This window comes from Citreicella sp. C3M06 (genome assembly GCF_018860705.1).
Lineage (GTDB): Bacteria > Pseudomonadota > Alphaproteobacteria > Rhodobacterales > Rhodobacteraceae > Salipiger.
On the sequence record NZ_JAHKQA010000073.1, the window covers coordinates 42215 to 60843 of the forward strand.

General features: G+C 64.7%; 23 protein-coding genes. 7 read left to right on the forward strand and 16 right to left on the reverse strand.

What is annotated here, in order from left to right:
- Positions 1–56: 56 nt before the first annotated feature.
- Positions 57–539 (reverse strand): Lrp/AsnC family transcriptional regulator, encoded by a 483-nt coding sequence (locus KO516_RS17035; RefSeq protein ID WP_216004992.1) that lies wholly within the window; start codon positions 537–539, stop codon positions 57–59.
- 106 nt (positions 540–645) lie between these two features.
- Between KO516_RS17035 and putA the strand changes: the two genes are divergently transcribed.
- The 3 genes from putA (at position 646) to KO516_RS17050 (ending at position 5278) form a co-directional block, all read left to right on the forward strand.
- A complete protein-coding gene (gene putA / locus KO516_RS17040) occupies positions 646–4089 on the forward strand; it encodes a bifunctional proline dehydrogenase/L-glutamate gamma-semialdehyde dehydrogenase PutA (RefSeq protein ID WP_216004993.1) in 3444 nt (1147 codons plus the stop codon).
- Positions 4090–4169: 80 nt separating this feature from the next.
- Positions 4170–4913: a rhomboid family intramembrane serine protease gene (locus tag KO516_RS17045; protein ID WP_216004994.1), complete on the forward strand. Its 744-nt coding sequence runs from the start codon at positions 4170–4172 to the stop codon at positions 4911–4913.
- The gene (locus KO516_RS17050; protein ID WP_216004995.1) at positions 4910–5278 is read left to right on the forward strand and encodes a GFA family protein; all 369 of its coding nucleotides are present in this window, start codon (positions 4910–4912) and stop codon (positions 5276–5278) included. Before KO516_RS17045 ends, KO516_RS17050 begins: the two co-directional genes overlap by 4 nt.
- Before the next feature lie 280 nt (positions 5279–5558).
- Here KO516_RS17050 and KO516_RS17055 read toward each other — a convergent pair whose 3' ends face one another.
- The 5 genes from KO516_RS17055 to KO516_RS17075 form a co-directional block, all read right to left on the reverse strand.
- The gene (locus KO516_RS17055) at positions 5559–6104 is read right to left on the reverse strand and encodes a hypothetical protein (RefSeq protein ID WP_216004996.1); all 546 of its coding nucleotides are present in this window, start codon (positions 6102–6104) and stop codon (positions 5559–5561) included.
- Positions 6105–6368: 264 nt separating this feature from the next.
- A complete protein-coding gene (locus KO516_RS17060) occupies positions 6369–7160 on the reverse strand; it encodes an inositol monophosphatase family protein (RefSeq protein ID WP_216004997.1) in 792 nt (263 codons plus the stop codon).
- A 92-nt stretch (positions 7161–7252) separates the two neighbouring features.
- A complete protein-coding gene (locus tag KO516_RS17065) occupies positions 7253–7579 on the reverse strand; it encodes a hypothetical protein (RefSeq protein WP_216004998.1) in 327 nt (108 codons plus the stop codon).
- Between the two features lie 152 nt (positions 7580–7731).
- Positions 7732–8133 carry a hypothetical protein gene (locus KO516_RS17070; RefSeq protein WP_216004999.1) on the reverse strand — a complete coding sequence of 134 codons (402 nt, stop codon included), beginning with the start codon at positions 8131–8133 and terminating at the stop codon, positions 7732–7734.
- 3 nt (positions 8134–8136) lie between these two features.
- The gene (locus KO516_RS17075) at positions 8137–9339 is read right to left on the reverse strand and encodes a pyridoxal phosphate-dependent aminotransferase (RefSeq protein ID WP_216005000.1); all 1203 of its coding nucleotides are present in this window, start codon (positions 9337–9339) and stop codon (positions 8137–8139) included.
- A 90-nt stretch (positions 9340–9429) separates the two neighbouring features.
- On the opposite strand from KO516_RS17075, the gene KO516_RS17080 reads away from it, so the two are divergent.
- From KO516_RS17080 to KO516_RS17090, 3 genes are all read left to right on the forward strand, one after another.
- Entirely contained in the window at positions 9430–9816 is a 387-nt protein-coding gene (locus KO516_RS17080; protein WP_216005001.1) for a helix-turn-helix domain-containing protein, read from the forward strand.
- The gene (locus KO516_RS17085; protein WP_216005002.1) at positions 9813–10109 is read left to right on the forward strand and encodes a succinate dehydrogenase assembly factor 2; all 297 of its coding nucleotides are present in this window, start codon (positions 9813–9815) and stop codon (positions 10107–10109) included. Before KO516_RS17080 ends, KO516_RS17085 begins: the two co-directional genes overlap by 4 nt.
- Before the next feature lie 86 nt (positions 10110–10195).
- A complete protein-coding gene (locus tag KO516_RS17090) occupies positions 10196–10693 on the forward strand; it encodes a MarR family winged helix-turn-helix transcriptional regulator (RefSeq protein ID WP_216005003.1) in 498 nt (165 codons plus the stop codon).
- A gap of 378 nt (positions 10694–11071) precedes the next feature.
- On the opposite strand, the gene KO516_RS17095 is transcribed toward KO516_RS17090, so the two are convergent.
- From KO516_RS17095 to KO516_RS17105, 3 genes are all read right to left on the reverse strand, one after another.
- A complete protein-coding gene (locus KO516_RS17095) occupies positions 11072–11242 on the reverse strand; it encodes a hypothetical protein (protein ID WP_216005004.1) in 171 nt (56 codons plus the stop codon).
- Positions 11243–11357: 115 nt separating this feature from the next.
- A complete protein-coding gene (locus KO516_RS17100; protein WP_252737675.1) occupies positions 11358–12050 on the reverse strand; it encodes a DUF1194 domain-containing protein in 693 nt (230 codons plus the stop codon).
- On the reverse strand, positions 12044–12478 hold the full coding sequence (locus tag KO516_RS17105; protein ID WP_216005006.1) for a VOC family protein: 435 nt from the start codon (positions 12476–12478) through the stop codon (positions 12044–12046). Before KO516_RS17105 ends, KO516_RS17100 begins: the two co-directional genes overlap by 7 nt.
- A gap of 317 nt (positions 12479–12795) precedes the next feature.
- Here KO516_RS17105 and thyX point away from each other — a divergent pair, with 317 nt between their 5' ends.
- On the forward strand, positions 12796–13710 hold the full coding sequence (gene thyX, locus KO516_RS17110; protein ID WP_216005007.1) for an FAD-dependent thymidylate synthase: 915 nt from the start codon (positions 12796–12798) through the stop codon (positions 13708–13710).
- 3 nt (positions 13711–13713) lie between these two features.
- Here the strand turns inward: thyX and ureG are convergent, their stop codons facing one another.
- From ureG to KO516_RS17145, 7 genes are all read right to left on the reverse strand, one after another.
- Positions 13714–14346 (reverse strand): urease accessory protein UreG, encoded by a 633-nt coding sequence (ureG, locus tag KO516_RS17115; protein WP_216005008.1) that lies wholly within the window; start codon positions 14344–14346, stop codon positions 13714–13716.
- A gap of 10 nt (positions 14347–14356) precedes the next feature.
- Entirely contained in the window at positions 14357–14989 is a 633-nt protein-coding gene (locus tag KO516_RS17120; RefSeq protein ID WP_216005009.1) for an urease accessory protein UreF, read from the reverse strand.
- Complete coding sequence (gene ureE, locus KO516_RS17125) at positions 14976–15482, reverse strand: urease accessory protein UreE (protein WP_216005010.1); 507 nt, start codon at positions 15480–15482, stop codon at positions 14976–14978. The genes KO516_RS17120 and ureE overlap by 14 nt, the downstream gene beginning before the upstream one ends.
- 147 nt (positions 15483–15629) lie before the next feature.
- Entirely contained in the window at positions 15630–15848 is a 219-nt protein-coding gene (locus KO516_RS17130; protein ID WP_216005011.1) for a DUF1127 domain-containing protein, read from the reverse strand.
- A gap of 241 nt (positions 15849–16089) precedes the next feature.
- Entirely contained in the window at positions 16090–17838 is a 1749-nt protein-coding gene (gene ureC / locus KO516_RS17135) for an urease subunit alpha (protein WP_216005012.1), read from the reverse strand.
- Between the two features lie 65 nt (positions 17839–17903).
- The gene (locus tag KO516_RS17140; protein WP_216005013.1) at positions 17904–18299 is read right to left on the reverse strand and encodes a carboxymuconolactone decarboxylase family protein; all 396 of its coding nucleotides are present in this window, start codon (positions 18297–18299) and stop codon (positions 17904–17906) included.
- A gap of 9 nt (positions 18300–18308) precedes the next feature.
- Entirely contained in the window at positions 18309–18623 is a 315-nt protein-coding gene (locus KO516_RS17145) for a hypothetical protein (protein WP_216005014.1), read from the reverse strand.
- Between the last annotated feature and the right edge of the window lie 6 nt (positions 18624–18629).

Sequence of the window (18629 nt, forward strand, 5' to 3'; positions counted from 1 at the left end):
CCGGCGCCGGGTCGAAGAACAATCCGCCGTTCGCAACCGCCCGGATGAATTGCGCTCTAATCCGCCCCTTCCGGCGCGACGCCAGCTTCCTTGACCGCCTGCATCGCCACATAGGTCGAGGTCGTCGACACATGCGGCAAGGTCGAGATCTTTTCCGCAAGCACCCGGCGATAGCTGCGCATGTCGGCGGTGCGCACCTTGAGCAGATAGTCGAAATTCCCGGCGATCAGGTGCACCTGTTCTATCTCGGGCACGCTGGCGACCGCCGCGTTGAACGCTTCGAGCGAGGCTTCGCGGGTGTCGAACATGCGCACCTCGACAAAGGCCACGTGATCCAGACCCAGCCGGATCGGATCCAGAATCGCCCGGTAGCCGCGGATCACCCCCAGTTCTTCGAGCCGCCGCAGCCGTGCTTGCGTCGGGCTTTTGGACAGGCCGATCCTGCGCGCGAGTTCGGTGATCGAGATTCGCCCTTCGGATGCAAGGGTGGTGAGGATCGCCTGATCGAACCGGTCGAACTCTTCCTGATCGTGCTGCATCGAAAATCCTGCGTTTTTCGGTCGAAAAGATGACCCGGTGGCACACAATAAGGCCAAACGACTTTCTCTTAGCCTATATGGTGGCAAAAATCACCGAGGACAAGAGATGCCCCGCGACATCGCCCCCGAAATCCGCTCGCTTATCGACCTGAACATGTATGCGCCCGAAGAGGCCACCGTGGCCCGGCTGCGCCAGACCGCCGCGCTGCCGCCCGAGGCGCGCGCCCAGATCGGCCAGCGCGCCGCGCAGCTGGTGCGCGATATTCGCAGTAGCACCAAGCCCGGCCTGATGGAGGTGTTTCTGGCCGAATACGGTCTGTCCACCGACGAGGGCATCGCGCTGATGTGCCTTGCCGAGGCCTTGTTGCGGGTGCCGGACGCCGAAACCATCGACGCGCTGATCGAAGACAAGATCGCGCCGTCCGATTGGGGGCGGCACATGGGCCGCTCGTCCTCGCCGCTGGTCAATGCCTCGACATGGGCGCTGATGCTGACCGGGCGCGTGCTTGATCCTACCGCCCGCCCCGGCCCTGCGGGGCATCTGCGCGCCGCCGTCAAACGCATGGGCGAGCCGGTGATCCGCACCGCTGTCGGGCGCGCCATGAAAGAGATGGGCAGCCAGTTCGTGCTGGGCGAAACCATTCAGAAGGCGATGAAACGCGGCGAGGCGATGGAGGCGAAGGGCTACACCTATTCCTATGACATGCTGGGCGAGGCCGCCCGCACCGAAGGCGACGCGCTGCGCTATCTCGAGGCCTATTCCAAGGCCATCGACGCCATCGCCAAGGCGGCAAAGCACAGCGACATCGGCGCCAATCCCGGCATTTCGGTGAAGCTCTCGGCGCTGTTCCCGCGCTACGAGGAAGGCCAAGTCAAACAGGTCATGGCAACGCTGGTGCCGCGCCTGTTGCAACTGTGCGAGCAGGCCAAGGCGGCGGGCATCGGCCTGAACATCGACGCCGAGGAAGCCGACCGCCTGTCGATCTCGCTCGACGTGATCGGCGCGGCCTTTGCCTCGCCGACGCTGGCGGGCTGGGATGGCTTTGGCGTGGTGGTGCAGGCCTACGGGCTGCGTGCCTCTGAAACCATCGACTGGCTGCACGCGCTGGCGCAGGCCTATGATCGCCGCATCATGGTGCGGCTGGTCAAAGGCGCCTATTGGGACACCGAGATCAAACGCGCGCAGGTCGAGGGAATCGACAGTTTTCCGGTCTTCACCAGCAAGACCCACACCGACATTTCCTACATCGCCAACGCCCGCAAGCTGCTGGGCATGACGGCGCGCATCTACCCGCAATTCGCCACCCACAACGCCCACACCGTCGCCGCCGTGCTGCACATGGCCAAAGAGGGTGGCGTGGCAAACAGCGCGTTCGAATTCCAGCGCCTGCATGGCATGGGCGAGACGCTGCATGCGCTGGTGAAAAACACCGGCACCCGCTGCCGCATCTACGCCCCTGTCGGCGCCCATGCCGACCTGCTGGCCTATCTGGTACGGCGGCTGCTGGAGAACGGCGCGAACTCCTCTTTCGTTAACCAGATCGTCGACGAAGAGGTCCCGCCCGAAACCGTCGCCGCCGACCCGTTCGACGCGAGCGATCGCCGCCCCCTCGCCCGCGCCTCGGAGCTGTTCCTGCCCGAACGGGCAAATTCTCAGGGTTTCGATCTGACCCATCGCCCGACGCTGGCGCAGATCGACGAGGCGCGCGCGCCGTTCCGCGCGCATCTGTGGCAGGCCGCGCCGCTGGTCTGCGTCGATGCCCCGGTGGGCGCTGTGGCGGATGTGCCGAACCCCGCCAATCCCGCCGACAAGGTGGGCGAGATCACCTGGGCCAGCGCCGAAACCGTGTGCGCCGCCGCCGCCGCCGCGCACCCCTGGGCCGCCGCGCCGCAGGAGCGCGCCCGCATCCTGAACGCCGCTGCCGACCTGTTCGAGGCGCATTTCGGAGAGATCTTCGCCTTGCTGCACCGCGAGGCCGGCAAGACCCTGCGCGACGGCGTGGCCGAGCTGCGCGAAGCGGTGGATTTCCTGCGCTATTATGCCGCCCGCGCATTGGATAAACCCGACGCCCCGCGCGGCGTGTTCGCCTGCATCTCGCCGTGGAACTTCCCGCTGGCGATCTTCACCGGGCAGCTGTCGGCGGCGCTGGCCACCGGCAACGCCGTGCTGGCGAAACCGGCCGAGCAGACCTCGCTGATCGCCTATCGCGCCGTGCAACTGCTGCACGAGGCCGGCGTGCCCGCCTCGGCGCTGCAACTGCTGCCCGGCGCCGGTGATGTCGGCGCCGCGCTGACAAGCGCGCCGCAGGTATCGGGTGTTGCCTTCACCGGCTCGACCGACACCGCGCAGATCATCCATAGATCCATCGCGGCAAACCTTGCGCCCGGCACCCCGCTGATCGCGGAAACCGGCGGGCTTAACGCGATGATCGTCGACAGCACGGCCCTGCCCGAACAGGCAGTGCGTGCAGTGGTGGAATCGGCCTTCCAGTCGGCCGGTCAGCGCTGTTCGGCGCTGCGCTGCCTGTATCTGCAAGACGACATCGCGCCCCACGTGATCGAGATGCTCGAGGGAGCGATGGATGCGCTTGTCGCCGGCCAGCCGTGGGAACTGACCACCGACATCGGCCCGGTCATCGACGCCGAGGCCTTCAACGGTATCAAGGCCTATATCGACGCCGCCCGCGCCCGCGGCGATCTGATCAAGGAAACGCCGATGCCCGGCGTGGGTCATTTCATCTCCCCGACCATGATCCGCGTCAAAGGCATCGAATCGCTGGAGCGCGAGATCTTCGGCCCGGTGCTGCATGTCGCCACCTTCAGGGCCGACGCGCTCGACAAGGTGATCCACGCGATCAACGCCACCGGCTACGGGCTGACCTTCGGCCTTCAGACCCGCATCGACGACCGGGTCGAACATGTGACCAAGCGCATCGCCGCGGGCAATCTGTACGTCAACCGCAACCAGATCGGCGCCATCGTCGGCAGCCAGCCCTTTGGCGGCGAGGGTCTGTCGGGCACCGGCCCCAAGGCGGGCGGCCCGCTCTATTGCGAGCGCTTCCGCCAGCACGTCGCGCCTGGCCCCGTTGGCAGCTGGGATAAAACCGAGGTCGCCTCGCGGCTGACGGCAGCCATCGACAAGGCAGGCGAGGCGCCCGCGCCGAAAACCACCGACCTGCCCGGCCCCACCGGCGAAGCAAACCAATACACCACCCACGCTCGCCCGCCGGTGCTGTGCCTCGGGCCGGGGCACGACTGCGCGGCGGCGCAGGCCGACGCTGTGCGCCTGCTCGGCGGCGTCGCAGTCTGTGCTCAGGGCAAGGTAACGCCCGAAATGCTCGAATCGCTGGAAGGCATCTCCTCGGCTCTGTGGTGGGGCGACGAAGACAGCGCCCGCGCCTACCGCAAGTCGCTGGCAAACCGCAGCGGGCCGATCCTGACGCTGATCACCGGCGCGCCCGATACGGGCCACGCCCGCGCCGAAAAGCACGTGTGCATCGACACCACCGCATCGGGCGGCAACGCCGCGCTGCTTGGCGGCAACATGTGATCCCCCGCCCCGGGCACACGCAGCGCGCCCGGGGCGACAATCGCGCTTGACGCAGGCCAGCTTCGCGCCACTCTGACGTCATGTTTCCCATTCGCGATCACAACCCGTCTGGCCGAACGCCCTATGTCACTTACGGGCTGATCCTGCTCAACGTCGGTCTCTTCATCAGCTACTGGGGCCTGTTTCGCGACCCGCGCGCCATCAACGCGTTGTTCTTCGACTGGGCGCTGATCCCTGCCCTGATCAGCGAAGGGCAGGGCTACGCGGGCATCCTGACCTCGATGTTCCTGCATGGCGGGCTGATGCATCTGGCTGGCAACATGCTGTTCCTGTTCATATTCGGCGACAATATCGAAGACGCGCTCGGCCACGGCCCCTATCTTGGCTTTTACCTCGCCAGCGGCATCATCGCGGCGCTGACCCAATATGTCGCGCAACCCCTGTCGGTGGTCCCGACGGTGGGCGCATCGGGAGCGATCGCTGGCGTCATGGGCGGCTACCTGTTGCTGTTTCCCAAGGCACGGGTCGATCTCGTCGTGATCCTGATCATCGTGATCAAGGTCTTTCCGGTGCCCGCCTGGCTGATGCTGGCGGTCTGGTTCGCGCTGCAGCTCCTTGGCGAACTCAGCGGGCAGTCCGATGGCACCGGCGTCGCCTACCTCGCCCATCTGGGCGGGTTCATCGGCGGCATGGTGCTGATCCTGCCCGTCTGGCTGCGCCGGGGCGGCCCCGCGTTCTGGAACCGTACCCACGGCCGCCCGCCCCACCCCACCGGGCGCTACACCGACACGATCCGCATTCCAAAGACAGGACGAAGACGATGACAGATCCGGTGAAAGCCACTTGCCACTGCGGCGCCGTCGAACTGCAGGTCACGCTCAGCGACGGGCTCGACACGGCGCGCCGCTGCGATTGCTCTTATTGCCGACGCCGCGGCGCCCCTGCTGTCAGCGCACCGCTGGGCGGCGTAAAGGTGGTCAAAGGCGCCGACAAGCTGACGCTCTACCAGTTCAACACCAACACCGCGCAGCATCATTTCTGCTCGGTCTGCGGCATCTACATGTACCACCGCCGCCGCTCGAACCCCCATGAGTATGGCGTTAACATGGGCGCAATCGACGGCGTGACCCCCGCCGATCACGAACCCATCCCGTGGAACGACGGCATCAACCATCCCTCGGACCGCTAGGAGATTGATCCCATGGTTTGACGCTGCGATCCTCTCTCGGCCTTGGGAAAGAGCATCATGGGACAGGTCCGCCGCAGGAGCGCCACGCCGTGTGACCCGAATGGCGATTGTCGCAGCAAAGCATGAGACGGCCGCGCCACCGGGCACCGCCATGTTCCGATGGCTTGGCCTGCCCCGGAACAGGCCGGGCCGGATGGGCGCAAGGCCTCTCGCATCCTGATGACGCGCCTGTCAGGCAATGTATACTGCAACGTGCCGATGCTGTCCGAAGCGACGCAGATCACCGGCTACTGCACGGGATAATCAGGGGGGTGATCGGGCCGGTCCCGGCGATCAATATGCGACAACAAATAGCGTTCAAAGACGACAGAGAACCCATCACCGCGAAAGCTGCGGAGGCACCGACCGGCTTCGCGGCGAAACCGCGGCCCTCTCTCATGCCTGTAAACCCGCCTCGCCGGGCAATGGAGACCCGATGCCAGAGTCCACTCTTCGGGTGAGCAACCATGTCGCGGGGTTTGGCCAGTTCCGAAAACTCATTGGCGGCGAACAAGAGCAGGTGATGATCAAACGACGCGATCCCAATCGCCATCAGGGGCAGGATCACCTGCATGTCATTGGGATCGCTCTTGTCGCGGATTCCGGGCAGCGAGGCTGCGGATGACACAAGATCCACCTCGAAGCCAGCGCGACCGAGATAGCAGGCCAAGGGAATACCCGTGGCCTCGGATACCACCCGAACTGAGCACTGATAATCTGCGCGTGTCGCGATCAGCCGATGGAAATCGTCGAATGGTTTCAGCACAGCCACAGAGGCGAGCGTCAAGCGCGTCCCCTAGCACGACCAGTTCCGCCTCCGTCTGGCGGACGTGATCACCGCCGGCAACCTCGCGCGCAGGCCCAAGACCCTCGGCGGCCTTAGGCCCTCCGCATAGGTCCGCAAACTCTAGCCGGACAGGCTCACCTCAAACCCGGCCCACCATATGCCGCACCTACACAGCCCGACAGCGCCCGCAGCTTCTTCTGGCCGGAAATATCCCGGGGGGAGCGCGACTCGCGCGGGGGGCAGCGCCCCCCTGCAGCGATTGCCTCAGGCGCCGCGGATGGTCTTTGCGAAGCTGGCGAAGATATCGTTGTTGGCGCACAGGATCGAGCCCGACTCAAGCGGCTCCTGCCCCTCGCGCACACCTTCGATCAGCGCGCCAGCCTCCTGCGCAATCAGGTAGCCTGCCGCGATGTCCCAAAGGTTCAGTTCACGCTCCCAGTAGCCGTCGTAGCGGCCTGCCGCCACATAGGCCAGATCCAGCGAGGCCGCGCCCCAGCGCCGCACCCCGGCGCATTCCGGCATCAGCCGGCCCAGATCCTTCAGCATCGCCGGCAGCGTGTTCTTGGCCGCAAACGGAATACCCGTGGCAAACACCGCCTCGATCATCCGGTTGCGCCCCGACACCCGCAGACGACGGGAATCGTTCAGCCAAGCACCAGAACCTTTCTCGGCATAGAACATCTCGTCCTTGGCGGCGTCATAGACCACGCCAGCGACGATCTGACCCTTGTGCTCGAGCGCGATGGAAATCGCCCAGTGCGGCATGCCGTGCAGGAAATTGGTGGTGCCGTCGAGCGGATCGACAATCCAGCGCCGGGTCGGGTCCTGCCCGGCCTGCTCGCCGGTCTCTTCGCCCAGCCAGCCATAGGTCGGACGCGCCTCGAGCAGCGCCTCCTTGATGATGGTTTCGGCGGCGGTGTCGGCGCGGCTGACGAAGTCACCGGCACCCTTCATCGACACCTGAAGGTTCTCGACCTCGCGGAAATCCTTCACCAGCGAGCGGCCCGCCTTGCGCGCCGCCTTGATCATGATGTTGAGATTGGCGCTACCCTGCATGTCACGATCCCCGCAAATGGTTGAGGCCGCGCGTATACGCGGCCCGTAGGGTCTTGCCAAGGCCGGATGACCCGGAACCTTGCCGCTGCGGCTTATTGAGAGACCACACCCTTTTCGCCAGCGGGCGCATAGGCGCGCGGCAAGTAGGCCTTGGCGGCGGGCTTGGGCGCATGGCTCGCGCGCAGCGGCTGCGGGTCGTAATAGCGGCCAGCGGTCGGAATGCCGCAGAAGATCGCACCGCCAACGATCACCGGCTGTTTCCCGGCGGGGCAGTGACTGCCCTGCGGCCAAGCCTGCACCAGCGGCTGGCGGCTCAGATCGGAGGTGGCATCGCCGGTATAGGCATCCCCCCAGGCAAAGGCGCCAGAGGCACCAACGGTCACGGCCGCGAGGGCACCAAGGAAAGTCATTGCGCGCATGGTATCTATCTGTCCTTTAGAAAACCGCACTATCAAAAGCTGCTGCTCGAAAGCCTATCAGCATCGAGCAATCCGTCAATGAAATGTGATATTTCCAGAGGAATGTCGCGCGGGCCAAAACAATGCCCAGCCCGCGCAGTGATTGTTTCGCGTCACCTGCCGCTCAGCCGATCGGCCTTCTTGCGCACCAGAACCGTGCGCAGGTCGTGCATCGCCAGCAGCAGCGCATCAGTCACCGCCTCAAGCTGATCCTGCGACGCCCGGGCCTGCGCCCATTGCGCCGTCTGGTTCAGATGGTCGATGGCGCGGTGAATGTCGTCGATTTCGCGCATCGCCAGCAAGGTCTTGCGCTCGCTCATCCAGGCGCGGATGGCGGCCTCATCCTCGGCATTCAGCTCCCGCTCGCCATGCGGCCTGATCTCGTCCTTGTTGAGATTGACCACGGCGATCTGATCCATGTCGATGCGGCGCTGGCGGTTCTCGGTGTCCACCCGGAACACCGTCGCGCCATTGTCGCGGATGCGAAAGTAATGTTTCGGCAGATCGCCCGACATCGCCTAGCGCAGCCCGTCGCAGAACACGGCGATGCGGGCGCAGGCCTCTTCCAGCACCGCATCCGAGGTCGCATAAGAGATGCGAAAATTCGCAGACAGCCCGAACGCCGCCCCGAACACCACCGCGACGCCCTGCTCTTCGAGCAGCGCCGTGGCGAAGGCTTCGTCATCGCCGATCACCCTGCCCGCCGCCGAGGTCTTGCCCAGCAGGCCGGTAATCGACGGATAGACGTAGAACGCCCCCTCAGGCACCGGGCAGGTGATGCCGTCGATGGCGTTCAGCTTTTCGCAGACCAGATCGCGGCGGCGCCGGAACGCCTCGGCGCGGGGGGCAAGGAAATCCTGCGGGCCGTTCAGCGCCTCGACCGCCGCCCACTGGCTGATCGTGCAGGGGTTGTTGGTCGATTGCGACTGCACCTTGCGCATGGCGGTGATCAACGCCACCGGGCCGCCCGCATAGCCGATGCGCCAGCCGGTCATGGCATAGGCCTTGCTGACGCCATTGACCGTCAGCGTGCGCTCATACAGCGCCGGTTCGACCTGCGCCGGGGTGCAGAATTCGAACCCGTCATAGGCCAGATGTTCATACATATCGTCGCTCATCACCCAGACATGCGGGTGCTTCATCAGCACCTCGGTGATCGCCTTGAGCTCGGCCCAGGAATAGCCCGCGCCGGTTGGGTTGCTGGGCGAGTTGAACAGGAACCACTTGGTCTGGGGGGTGATCGCCGCTTCAAGCTGATCGGCGGTGATCTTGTAGCCAAGCTCCGGCTTGCCCTCGATGATGACCGGCGTGCCCTGCCCCAGCTTGACGATATCGGGATAGCTGACCCAGTAAGGCGCGGGAATGATTACCTCGTCGCCCGGATTGAGCGTGGCGATGAAGGCGTTGTACAGCACCTGCTTACCGCCCGTGCTGACGCTGATCTGCGAGGGCTCATAGCTTAGCCCGTTCTCGCGGGCGAACTTGGCGCAGATCGCCTGTTTCAGCTCGATGATGCCGTCCGGGGCGGTGTATCTCGTCTGGTTGGCATTGATCGCGGCGATGGCGGCGGCCTTGATGTTGTCGGGCGTGTCGAAATCCGGCTCTCCGGCGCTCAGGCCGATGATGTCCTTGCCCTGCGCCTTCAGCTCGGCGGCAAGCTGGGTCATCGCCACGGTGGGCGAGGGTTTCACACGAGCGAGCGTATCGGAAAGGAAAGCCATGACGGGGCACCGTTTGTATTGAGATCCCGTCTGTCATAGGGTGCCCCCCGCAGCCGTACAAGCCGCTTGCGGGCGGAAGAGGAGACACGGATGACAGACGATTGGTACGGCCCCGACACTGCCACCTTCGGAGATCGCGTCGCCGCCGCGCGCGAGAGCGCGGGCATGACGCAAGAGGCGCTGGCACGGCGGCTGGACGTCAAGCTGAAGTCGCTTCAGGGCTGGGAAAACGACGTGGCCGAACCGCGCGCCGCAAGGCTGTCGCAACTGGCCGGGCTGCTCGACGTTTCGGTGAACTGGCTTCTGAGCGGCGAGGGCGATGGCGTACCCGCCCCCGACGGGGCGGACGTTCTGCCGCAGGATCTGCGCGAGGCCCTGCTGGACATCCGCGAGCTTCGCGCCCAGATGAAAACCTCGCAGGACCGGCTGGCCCGGCTGGAAAAATCCCTGCGCCAGATTCTGAAGGACACCGCATGACCCAGATCCAGATCCCCCGCGCCGTGCCGCCGGAAAACGAGTCTCCTGAACACCGCCTGAAGCGGTTGCGGATGCGCTCGATGCGCCGTGGAATCAAAGAGATGGACATCATCCTCGTGCGCTATTGCGATGCGCGGCTGGCGTTGATGGATGCCGCCATGCTGGACACTTACGAGGTGCTGCTCGAAGAGAACGATCAGGATCTGTACCAGTGGGTTTCCGGCCAGATCGAGGCCCCCGAGTCGCTGCGCCAGATGATCGCAGACATCAAGGCCACCGCCTGCGCGCCATGACTTTTCCAATAAAACGCCGCGATTTAACGCAATCTTGGCTTTTATGCCCGAAATCTGCCTGAGGTTCTGAACAGGCGGAGACGGTAATGAGCATTCATGCCTCCATGGGAAAGAAGCCGCTGAGCGGTTACATGGCCGGGTATCTCGAGACTCTTGCGCTCGTGGAACGGCTTCACAGGCTGTTGCTCGACGTGATCAAGGATGAGTTCGAGCGCACCGGTGTCATCGAGATCAACGCAGTGCAGGCGCTGCTGCTCTACAACATCGGTGACAACGAGGTCACGGCGGGCGAATTGAAGTCGCGCGGTTATTATCAGGGCAGCAACGTCAGCTACAATCTCAAGAAGCTGGTCGAGATGGGATACATGCACCATCAACGCTGCGAGATCGACCGGCGCTCGGTTCGGGTCCGCCTGACCGCGCAGGGGCGCGACATTCGCGATACGGTGCAGCACCTCTTCGAGCGCCACGCCGATGGTCTCGAAGCGCGCAACGTCGTCGACCTAGACGGGCTCGACATGATCAACAACGGGCTGCGCCGGGTGGAACGTTTCTGGACAGACCAGATCCGCTACATCTACTGACGGGCGTCAGCGGCGGCCTTGTCCGCCGCAGCCCCGCAGCGCGCGCCTGCATTGACGACACCCGTGGCGTTGTCTCTCAGCGCCTTGGCGGCGCCGCTCACCGGCAGCCCCGTTGGCAAGCGATCCGCTCGGCCTGTCGACAAGGCGCCCGCTGCATTGCCCAGATGGTGCGGCTGCCCGCCGCGTCGCGCGCGGCATGACGATACCCCCCAAGATTCGCAATCACCGCAGATGAGGTTGAAAACACGAACGGCCGCTCCCGAAGGAACGACCGTTCAGAGACGTGTTTCGCGTGGCGTCAGACCAACAACAGGCTCGCCCACAAGACCCCGAACGCAGTGCCTGCCCCTCCTCGGGCCACACCGCGCGCCGGGCTGATCAACGGGCGGCGCTGCCCCCGACAACGCGCAACGCTGGCTGGAAACCACGCGCGAAATCGCGCTGCATCCCGCCCTCTTTGCGGGCAATCAATCCGGCGTAAAGCGCAAGCCCGATCACAGGGGCCATGATCAACAGGCCGATGCAAAGGCCAATCAGGTATGGTGTCATTCAGGTTCCTCCTCACCGAGAAGGCTAACACGGAATTGCCGCGTCACAATGCCGCATTTCGAGAGATGGTCATTTTTCTGTTACCTTACGACAGCAGTGCTGACTCTCTTGCGCCTCAAGGCTCGAGCGAGCCGACGATCATGTCGTTCAGCTCGCGAAACAGCTTGAGCGTCATGGCGCGGCGAAAGTCCTGATATCCTTCGGCGATCTCGACAAAGGCGCCAGGGCCATGCGCCACCTCGCCGCGGAAATACTCGACCACGCGCGGATCCGATCCCATCACCGCCAGCCCATTCACCGTGACCCCGGCAAAGGGAAAATGCTGATAGGCCTGCTGCGGGCGGAAGCCATCGTTGGTGATGCCGTCGCCTGATATGTCGATCACCTGCCGCGTACAGGGCGGCGCCTCGCGGAGCAGCTCAGATCCGAATCCCAGCGCAAAGCCCATCGCGGTGGGAAACCGGTCGAAGCTGCGCGGCGCGGCAAGCAACGTCGCCACCGCGCCCTGCAGCGTCGCAGCGCTGTCGAGCAGCACCCAAGGCAGCACCACGGTCGATTGCCGCCGACCGCTCCACTCATAGATCGACAGCGCAACCCGTTGATCGCCGTCCAGCAGCGCGCCGCGCACGTCCGGATCCGACAGCGCGGCGGCAATGCCTTGTTTCTGTAGGCTATATTCCTCGGCATCGACCGAAGATGACACGTCAAGCGCAAGCAACAACGCCAGTCGGCACCCTTCGGCCCGCGCCGCGGGAGCGCCCGCAAGCCCGAGCGCAAAAAGCACCGACCAGAGCGCCAGCCTTACCAATGGCCGACATTCTCCATGCTGGCCCAAGGCTCTTGCGGCGGCAGCGCATCGCCCTGCTGGAGCAGTTCGATCGAGATATTGTCGGGCGAGCGGACAAAGGCCATGTGCCCGTCGCGCGGTGGGCGGTTGATGGTGACCCCGGCGGCCTGCAGCGCGCCGCACATCGCGTAGATGTCGGGCACGGTATAGGCGAGATGGCCGAAATGCCGCGAATCCGATGGCAGCCCGTCGTCGCCATCCCAGTTATAGGTCAGCTCGACATCGGCGGTGCCGTCATCCTGATCGGGCGGGCACAGGAACACCAGCGTGAACCGGCCCTTTTCGTTTTCACTGCGGCGGCGTTCCTTCAGGCCCAGCAGTTTGTAAAATTCAACAGATTTTTCCAAATCCGCAACGCGGACCATGGTGTGCAGATACTTGATGCCCATTGGGGGCACCTCCTTTCCGTTCGTGCTGAGGAAAACAGTAAAGGGCAGGACGCATAAGTCGAGCCTGCCGTGCTGCAAAGCCGCATTCTGCCCCACCACCAGCCAGGCGTGGCACCGCCGGACCGGCCGTGATTCGCCGCCACGCCCGCCTTGTGGCGCTCAGGTTCGAACGCCTCGTCATCGTGGCCAGCCCACATTGCCCTCATACTGGCGGCGGCCACGTGCAGTTTGCCCGCGCAAAAGGCCTCAATAACCTTCAACGCAGCTGCAAATCTGTGTACACCCGCCCGCAACACACAGCTTTATGAGGACCCCCAATGCCGCTCAGCCCCGATCAGCAGTCAGAAATCGACACGCTGCGCGCCGCCCCGCAAGGCACACTGCGCGCCACGGCACCGGGGATGGAAAAGCATCTCTACACCGCCTACCCGGTGCTCGATCACGGCTTTGTCCGGGTGGTGGATTACATGGGCGACGATGCCGCGATCTGTCAGGCGGCGCGAGTCAGCTATGGGCGCGGCACCAAGTCGGTGAGCAATGACGAAGGGCTGATCCGCTATCTGATGCGGCACTGGCATTCGACCCCCTTCGAGATGTGCGAGATCAAGCTGCATGTCAAATTGCCGATCTTCGTGGCGCGGCAGTGGATCCGCCACCGCACCGCCAATGTGAACGAATATTCGGCGCGCTACTCGATCCTCGACCGGGAATTCTATGTGCCGGCGCCGGAACATCTGGCAGCGCAATCGGCGATCAACAATCAGGGCCGGGGCGAGGCGCTGTCGGGCGAGGAAGCCGACCGCGTGCTGCGCTATCTGCGCGACGATGCCAGCCGCGCCTACGACCATTACGCGCAGATGATCTCGACCGAGGGCCAGCAGGGGCTGGCGCGCGAACTGGCGCGGATGAACCTGCCGGCCAACATCTATACCCAATGGTACTGGAAGGTGGATCTGCACAACCTGCTGCATTTCCTGCGCCTGCGCGCCGATGCCCATGCGCAATACGAAATCCGCGTCTATGCCGACGCGATCTGCAACGTCGTGCGCGATTGGGTGCCCGCCGCCTATGCCGCGTTCGAAGATTACCGCATGGGCGGCGCGCAGGTGTCGGGCAAGGGCATGGACTGCATCCGCCGCATGCTGAAGGGCGAGGACGTGACGCAGGAAAGCTCTGGCATGTCCAAGGGCGAATGGCGCGAATTCCAGGCGCTGCTCGACGGCAGCGCCTGACAGTTACTCGGCGGCCTCGGCCAGCGCCAGGCCGCCGATCTGCGTTAGAAGCTCGACGATCTCGTCCACGCCCTTGCTATGCTTGACCTGTGCAAACACAAAGGGTTTGCCCGCGCGCATCCGCGCCGCGTCGCGCTGCATCACCTCGAGCGAGGCGCCCACATGGGGCGCAAGATCGGTCTTGTTGATGACGAGGATATCCGATTTGGTGATCGCCGGGCCGCCCTTGCGGGGGATTTCCTCGCCCGCGGCGACGTCGATCACATAGATCGTCACGTCTGCCAGCTCTGGTGAAAAGGTCGCAGACAGGTTGTCGCCGCCGCTTTCGATCAGCACCAGATCCAGATCGGGGTGCGTTGTCGTCAGCTCGGCGATGGCGGCAAGGTTGATCGAGGCATCCTCGCGAATCGCGGTGTGCGGGCAACCGCCGGTCTCGACCCCCTTGATGCGATCCAGCGGCAGCACCTGCTGGCGCATCAGCTCTTCGGCATCCTCGCGGGTGTAAATGTCGTTGGTGACGACGGCCATCGACAGCCGCTCGCGCAGCGCACGCGCCAGCGCGGCGGTCAGCGTGGTCTTGCCGGCGCCGACCGGCCCGCCAAGGCCGACGCGCAAAGGTCCGTTGGGAGAGCTCATCAGGGGTTCCTCATGATCGAAAGGTCCGGGAATAAAGCATGTCATGGCGCTGGCTGGCAATGTCGATCAGCGGGGCAAACCCGCCGATGTCGTCGCTCGTCGCGCTTTGCGCCCTGTCGGCAAGCTCGGCGCAGAGCGGCGCAAGCGCAAGGGTGATGCGCTGACCATCGGTCTGGCCCAGCGGGATCAGCCGCACCCCGGCGCTGGTGAGGTTGGCGGCGAAAGCCTGTAGATACAGGCGCAGCGCCTCGACCAGCGGCAGGCCGAGTGCGCGCACCGCCAGCCCCGCCGCCACCGGGTAGGGCGCGGGCGGGATGGCAACGCCCCAGACCGCGCAGACCGTGGAGGAAAAGGCCCTGCCCTGCTGGTCTGTCTCGGCGCGACGCTCGGTCGAGGGGCTGAGGGCGAGGCCCAGCTCTGTCAGGAAAACGGGGTCTTCGCCCCGCGCGGCGCAGGCCATCAGCACCGCGTCGGACCAGCCGGAACCATGGCGCAGCGCGGTTTCCAGCCATGCGCGCAGCGTTGCCGAATCTGTCACGCTGCCATCCTGTATCGCGGTTTCCAGCCCGTGCGACCAGGCAAAGGCGCCGGTTGGAAACGCGGGCGAGAACAGCTGGTGCAGCGTCAGATCATCCGTGCTCATGGTCGTGCGTGTGGGAATGACTGTGGGTTTCGGGCCCGTGCTGATGGGAATGGTCGTGACCGTGGGTGCGCCCATGACCGTAGGCGCCGCCTTCGGGGGTGAAGGGTTCGTCGACTTCGCGGACAGTCGCGCCAATGCGCGACAGCATGTCGGCGATGACGTGATCGCGCTGGATCAGCAGGCGGTCGGGATCAATCTGGCACGGGGTGTGGCGGTTGCCAATGTGCCAAGCAATGCGGTGCAGCGCCGCGCCGGTGACTTCGAGCAGCGGTTCGACCGCCGCGACTACCGCGATGCAACGCCCATCTGTCAGCACGAAGGCATCGCCTTCATCGAGGCTTTCGGTATGGGCGAGATCGACCAGAAAGCCGGTGCCACCCTCGGTGGTCAGCACCTTGCGGCGCAAGAAACGGTCGTCGTAACTGAGCACGACACTGTCGACAGCGGTGCCTTCGGCCTTGCGCAGGATGTCATGTGAGGTGGGAAGCGGCATGGCGGTCTCTTTCGTGATGCGAACGCCAGATCACTTCAGTTGCCCGGAAAAGACAAGGCCACGCGCCGGGTTTACCGGTCACGTGACCCCGAATGCCTTGAGCTTGCGCGGTACCTCGCCAGGGTGAACCGGGGCCGAGGCCCGGGATCACAGGTAGTAGACGTCGCGGAATACGTGGCGCACGATGTCTTCGCGGCGCAGGCCCTTGGCGGCAAGCTGCTCGTCGGACAGGCGCTGGAGCGCTTCGACGCGGCGCAGGCGCGGGTTTGCTTCGCCGATTGCGACGATGGCGTTGCCAAGCGCGGCAAAGAAGCGGCTCAGGAACGGTGCGGTGTGTTGTGCGTGGCTCGCAGTGAGAAATGCCATTGGGAAACCTTTCTGTTGGTCGTCAGGTCCCCTCCCTTGGCTCAATAGGTAAATGATGCTGCCCAAGTTTACAAATGCTGCAACTGCAAAGTCGGGTTTCGCACAGCGCATGGCTGATGGTTTAATATTGAACTAAATTTTACGCGCCTTCATGGCGCCGAGGGGGCGCTGCCCCCGCCCTTCGGGCCCCCCGGAGTTTACCGGGCAAGATGAAGGGCGGGGCCGCGCCCCGATCCTGCGGTCAGTACAGGAAATAGCGTTGCGCCATGGGAAGTGTGGTGGCGGGCTCGCAGGTCAGCAGCTCGCCATTGGCGCGGACCTCGTAGGTTTCGGGGTTCACCTCGATCTGCGGCGTGGCCGTGTTGAGCTTGAGGTGGGATTTGCCGATGCCGCGGGTGTTCTTGACCGCCACGGTCTGTTTGGCGAGGCCGAGCGTGTTGCGGATGCCTTCGGATTGCGCCGCTTCGGAGACGAAAATCACCGCCGAATGTTCGACCGAGCGACCATAAGCGCCCCACATCGGGCGGCTGTAGACTGGCTGCGGCGTCGGGATCGAGGCATTGGGATCGCCCATCTGCGCGCAGACGATGCTGCCGCCCATCAGCACCATTTCGGGTTTCACCCCGAAGAAGGCCGGGGACCAGAGCACGAGGTCGGCGCGCTTGCCTTCTTCGATGGAGCCGATTTCGGTTGCGATGCCATGGGCGATGGCCGGGTTGATGGTGTATTTTGCGATGTAGCGCCGGACGCGGAAGTTGTCGTTGTCGCCGGTTTCGTCGCTGAGCTTGCCGCGCTGTTTCTTCATCTTGTCCGCGGTTTGCCAGGTGCGGATGATCACCTCGCCGACGCGGCCCATGGCCTGGCTGTCGGAAGCGATGATGCTGAAGGCCCCCATGTCGTGCAGGATGTCTTCGGCGGCGATGGTTTCCTTGCGGATGCGGGATTCGGCGAAGGCCACGTCTTCGGGGATCGACTTGTCGAGATGGTGGCAGACCATCAGCATGTCGAGATGTTCTTCGAGCGTGTTGGCGGTATAGGGCCGCGTCGGGTTGGTCGAGCTGGGCAGCACGAATTCCTCGCCGCAGATCTTGATGATGTCGGGGGCGTGGCCGCCGCCCGCGCCTTCGGTGTGGAAGGCGTGGATGGTGCGGCCCTTCATCGCCGCAACGGTGTTTTCCACGAAGCCCGATTCATTGAGCGTGTCGGTGTGGATCATTACCTGTACGTCCCACGCATCGGCAACGCTCAGGCAGTTGTCGATGGTGGCAGGGGTGGTGCCCCAGTCTTCGTGCAGCTTGAGGCAGCAGGCACCCGCCTTGATCTGTTCTTCAAGCGGGGCCGCCAGCGAGGCGTTGCCCTTGCCCGCGAAGGCGAGGTTCATCGGGAAGGCATCGGCGGCCTGCATCATCCGCCCAAGGTGCCACGGGCCGGGGGTACAGGTGGTGGCAAGCGTGCCATGGGCCGGGCCGGTGCCACCGCCGAGCATGGTCGTCAGGCCGGAATGCAGCGCGTCTTCGATCTGTTGCGGGCAAATGTAGTGGATATGGCTGTCCATGCCACCGGCGGTGAGGATGCGTCCCTCGCCCGCGATGACCTCGGTTCCGGGGCCGACGATGATGTTGACGCCCGGCTGGGTGTCGGGGTTGCCCGCCTTGCCGATCTTGTGGATGCGCCCGCCGCGCAGGCCGACGTCTGCCTTGTAGATGCCGGTATGATCGACGATCAGCGCGTTGGTGATGACGGTATCGACAGCCCCCTCGGCGCGGGTCGCCTGCGACTGGCCCATGCCGTCGCGGATCACCTTGCCGCCGCCGAATTTCACCTCTTCGCCGTAGACCGGCGCATTGCCACCGCCCGCCTGCCCGACCGCTTCGGCGGTCAGGTCACGCTCGACCTCGATGATCAGGTCGGTGTCGGCAAGGCGAAGCTTGTCCCCGGTGGTGGGGCCGAACATCGCGGCATAATCGGAGCGGGAAATCCGTGCGGGCATGGGTGTGTCCTCGTCTGTCGTGTCGGCGCGTGACCCGCGCCCGTTTTTTGGCTGGCCTGCCGGCCCTATTCCTTGAAAACCTCATCCACCGGCACCTGAAGCGCATTGGCGATGGCGTTGGTCTGGCTCGCCATGCCGATCACGGCGAGCAATTCATTCAGCATGGCGTCGCTCATGCCCTTGGCCTTTGCCGAAGCCGTATGGGAATGGCAGCAATAGGCGCAGGAATTGGCGGCGGACACCGCGATATAGATCATTTCCTTGGTCAGCGGATCAAGCGCGCCGGGCGCCATCAAGACCTTCAGCCGGTGCCATGTCGCCCGCAGCGTTTCGGGATCATGGGCCAGCGCGCGCCAGAAATTATTGATGAAATCAGTGCCGCGGGTGGCGCGGATGTCGGCGAAGACCTCGGCTGCAAGCGGGCTTAGCTGATCGTCACTCAGCAGCGGGCGGGTGACCATGGGCGATCCTCAGTCCTGCGCTTCGGCATCGCGCACCGGCGCGAGCGTCGTTGGCCGGGGCGGCGTTTGCCCGGCATTGCCGCAGGACGGCACCGAGCGCAGCCCCGCGGACGGGCGCGCACGCGGATGGCCGGGGCGGCGAAGCGGGGCGCAGATGTTGCCCGTCGCTCCGGGCAGCGGCACCCGCGCAAGGCCGATCGCCTTGCGTTGCTGGTCGAGCGCCATGCCGACCATGGCGCGTGCCAGCCTCAGCTGCAGCGCCATAACCTGCGTGCTTCCGCGCAAGGCAACCTTCGTCCAGTCCATCGGTGTGATCGGAAACATCGGCCT

Bases quoted from the DNA above. Each gene is read 5' to 3' on its own strand.
- KO516_RS17035 (WP_216004992.1), bottom strand. From the start codon at position 539: ATGCAGCACGATCAGGAAGAGTTCGACCGGTTCGATCAGGCGATCCTC.
- putA (WP_216004993.1), top strand. From the start codon at position 646: ATGCCCCGCGACATCGCCCCCGAAATCCGCTCGCTTATCGACCTGAAC.
- KO516_RS17045 (WP_216004994.1), top strand. From the start codon at position 4,170: ATGTTTCCCATTCGCGATCACAACCCGTCTGGCCGAACGCCCTATGTC.
- KO516_RS17050 (WP_216004995.1), top strand. From the start codon at position 4,910: ATGACAGATCCGGTGAAAGCCACTTGCCACTGCGGCGCCGTCGAACTG.
- KO516_RS17060 (WP_216004997.1), bottom strand. From the start codon at position 7,160: ATGCAGGGTAGCGCCAATCTCAACATCATGATCAAGGCGGCGCGCAAG.
- KO516_RS17065 (WP_216004998.1), bottom strand. From the start codon at position 7,579: ATGCGCGCAATGACTTTCCTTGGTGCCCTCGCGGCCGTGACCGTTGGT.
- KO516_RS17070 (WP_216004999.1), bottom strand. From the start codon at position 8,133: ATGTCGGGCGATCTGCCGAAACATTACTTTCGCATCCGCGACAATGGC.
- KO516_RS17075 (WP_216005000.1), bottom strand. From the start codon at position 9,339: ATGGCTTTCCTTTCCGATACGCTCGCTCGTGTGAAACCCTCGCCCACC.
- KO516_RS17080 (WP_216005001.1), top strand. From the start codon at position 9,430: ATGACAGACGATTGGTACGGCCCCGACACTGCCACCTTCGGAGATCGC.
- KO516_RS17085 (WP_216005002.1), top strand. From the start codon at position 9,813: ATGACCCAGATCCAGATCCCCCGCGCCGTGCCGCCGGAAAACGAGTCT.
- KO516_RS17090 (WP_216005003.1), top strand. From the start codon at position 10,196: ATGAGCATTCATGCCTCCATGGGAAAGAAGCCGCTGAGCGGTTACATG.
- KO516_RS17095 (WP_216005004.1), bottom strand. From the start codon at position 11,242: ATGACACCATACCTGATTGGCCTTTGCATCGGCCTGTTGATCATGGCC.
- KO516_RS17105 (WP_216005006.1), bottom strand. From the start codon at position 12,478: ATGGGCATCAAGTATCTGCACACCATGGTCCGCGTTGCGGATTTGGAA.
- thyX (WP_216005007.1), top strand. From the start codon at position 12,796: ATGCCGCTCAGCCCCGATCAGCAGTCAGAAATCGACACGCTGCGCGCC.
- ureG (WP_216005008.1), bottom strand. From the start codon at position 14,346: ATGAGCTCTCCCAACGGACCTTTGCGCGTCGGCCTTGGCGGGCCGGTC.
- KO516_RS17120 (WP_216005009.1), bottom strand. From the start codon at position 14,989: ATGAGCACGGATGATCTGACGCTGCACCAGCTGTTCTCGCCCGCGTTT.
- ureE (WP_216005010.1), bottom strand. From the start codon at position 15,482: ATGCCGCTTCCCACCTCACATGACATCCTGCGCAAGGCCGAAGGCACC.
- KO516_RS17130 (WP_216005011.1), bottom strand. From the start codon at position 15,848: ATGGCATTTCTCACTGCGAGCCACGCACAACACACCGCACCGTTCCTG.
- ureC (WP_216005012.1), bottom strand. From the start codon at position 17,838: ATGCCCGCACGGATTTCCCGCTCCGATTATGCCGCGATGTTCGGCCCC.
- KO516_RS17140 (WP_216005013.1), bottom strand. From the start codon at position 18,299: ATGGTCACCCGCCCGCTGCTGAGTGACGATCAGCTAAGCCCGCTTGCA.
- KO516_RS17145 (WP_216005014.1), bottom strand. From the start codon at position 18,623: ATGTTTCCGATCACACCGATGGACTGGACGAAGGTTGCCTTGCGCGGA.